This is a genomic window from Deltaproteobacteria bacterium (genome assembly GCA_019308905.1).
Taxonomy (GTDB): domain Bacteria; phylum Desulfobacterota; class BSN033; order WVXP01; family WVXP01; genus JAFDHF01.
The window spans coordinates 1-2,321 of record JAFDHF010000144.1 but is presented as its reverse complement, the minus strand read 5'-3'; the positions used below and the strand labels follow the sequence as shown (position 1 = coordinate 2,321).

Below are 2,321 nucleotides of genomic sequence, written 5' to 3'. Positions count from 1 at the left end.
TGGACAACGGCCAGATCATGGGCGATGATGATATAGGAGAGTCTGAACTCCTCCTGGAGCTCCATCATGAGATTGATTACCTGGGCCTGGATAGACACGTCGAGGGCAGAAACCGGTTCGTCTGCTATCACCAGTTTGGGATTCAGAGCAAGGGCCCGGGCTATGCCGATTCTCTGCCTCTGCCCCCCGCTGAACTCGTGAGGATACCGTCTCATGTGCTCGGGCATCAATCCCACTTTTCTCAACAGATCGGCAACCCGGTCTCTCCTTTCAGAACCTGTTGCCACCTTATGGATGACAAGGCCTTCGCCCACCATGTCCTCCACCGTCATCCGCGGATCGAGAGAGGCATAGGGGTCCTGGAAGATCATCTGCATCTCCCTTCTCATGGCTCTGAGATCTGTCCGGTTGAGCCGGCAGATATCTCTGCCTTCGAATTCGATGCTCCCCCCAGTCGGCTCTATCAGGCGGATCAAGCACTTCCCGACCGTCGTCTTGCCCGAGCCACTCTCCCCCACAAGTCCCAGACTCGAATTCCGCTTCAAGTCGAAGCTCACGCCGTTGACAGCATAGATCGTTCCCCTCTGCCTCGAGAAGAATCCACCCCGAATCGGAAAGAGCTTCTTGAGATCTCTGGCCGAAAGCAATACGTCCCCGGTCATCTTCAACAAAGCCAGCAACGGACCCGATGCCCCCGGTCAACCATCTTTAGAGGAGGCTCCTCCCTCCCGCACCTCTCACTCTTGAGAGAACACCTGGGACAAAAGGCACATCCAGGGGGAAGATCCAGAAGGCTCGGTACGACTCCAGGAATCTCTTTGAGTCTCTTCCCACCGGACACTTCTCCACTCTTTCTCAGGTAGGGAATGGATGCCAAGAGGCCCCTCGTATAGGGATGGAGGGGGCTCTTGAAAAGGCTCCTGACATCGGCCTCTTCTACGATCTTTCCCGCATACATGACCAGGACGCGCTGTGCCATCTCTGCTATAACCCCGAGATCGTGGGTTATGAGTATTCCGGAGGTCCCCTGGTCCTGCTTCAATTTGAGGATCAGATCGAGTATCTGGGCCTGAATCGTCACATCGAGGGCTGTGGTTGGTTCGTCCGCAATGAGCAGGCTCGGCCTGCAGGACAGGGCCATGGCAATCATGACGCGTTGCCGTTGACCTCCGCTGAGCTGATGGGGGTAGTCATCGATTCTCTTCTCAGGGGAGGCGATGCCCACCAACTCAAGCATCTCTATTGTCTTCTCCAGGGCCTCTTTCTTGCCGAGCCTCTGGTGGGTCATGATGGCCTCTGAGACCTGGCGGCCGATGGTGAAGACAGGGTTGAGAGAGGTCATGGGTTCCTGGAATACCATGGAGATCTCGTTTCCCCTTATCTCCGGCATCAGATGGGAAGGGGTCTTGAGGATATCCCTGCCCTTCAAGAGTATCTCACCCTCTACTATCCTCCCCGGAGGCGAGATCAGTCGCATGATGGAAAGGGCCGTCACGCTCTTGCCGCAACCGGACTCACCCACGACCCCCAGGGTCTCACCTCTCTCCAAGTCGAAACTGAGCCCGTCGGCCGCCTTGATGGTCCCCTTGCGCACAAAGAAATAGGTCTTCAGGTTTCTAACCTGTAGTAGAGGCGACTCCATAAGGCTCCGCGGAGAGACGGCCAGACCCCAGCCTCTGTCCCTTTGTTGCCCTCCCCAGTTGTGAAAACGCCCCGGTCTCACCAGACTCCCCTAGTAGGGGAATTCGATACCCATACCTGCGAGCTCGTCCTTTACCCGGCGATACATGTCGAAATGCTCCTGGGTGGGCAGAGCCGTTGGAACATGATAACACTCCTGGTACTCCCTGCCCATAGGTGCATCTGCAGCTTTGTCTTCGTATCTTGCCAGGAGCCTGAGGGCGATCTCATTGGCCTCCTCCCTGGTCATGCCCTGGCGGGCGACTGCATGGCCCACTTCCATGCCGATCCGGGCCTCAAGAGGGGTGGCGCGGTTCCGATACTTGTTACGGGCAGAAGCCATCTCCCAGAGGTGCCAACCCGACACCGTACTCACCAGAGCGTGGCATGCCGTCTCGTAGAAGACCATCTCCGTCATAGGGCCAGCATTCGAGAAACCATTGGAGGTATAGAGGAGCTTGCTGTTACGGGCCATGGCCTGACCTGCCACGGCGATCGGCCAGAGAAGCTCCCGGGTGGTATTGGATCCCCAGTTCAAGTGAAAGGGGAAGTGCTGATTGTAGATGGCCCCGTAAATACACAGACCATTGAGGCTGTATGCCACCAGGGTCACGGCCACGCCTTCTGATCCGCCGCACCAT

Annotated in this window: 3 protein-coding genes; all 3 read right to left on the bottom strand. The window is 57.1% G+C overall.

Translation table 11 applies throughout. From position 1 onward, the window contains the following. On the bottom strand, positions 1-662 hold a 662-nt coding region (locus tag JRJ26_20630; GenBank protein MBW2059896.1), incomplete at its 3' end, for an ABC transporter ATP-binding protein. A 2-nt stretch (positions 663-664) separates the two neighbouring features. Then, a complete protein-coding gene (locus JRJ26_20625) occupies positions 665-1,642 on the bottom strand; it encodes an ABC transporter ATP-binding protein (GenBank protein ID MBW2059895.1) in 978 nt (325 codons plus the stop codon). 90 nt (positions 1,643-1,732) lie between these two features. Next, positions 1,733-2,321: monomethylamine:corrinoid methyltransferase (locus JRJ26_20620; GenBank protein ID MBW2059894.1), on the bottom strand; the 589-nt coding region annotated here is incomplete at its 5' end.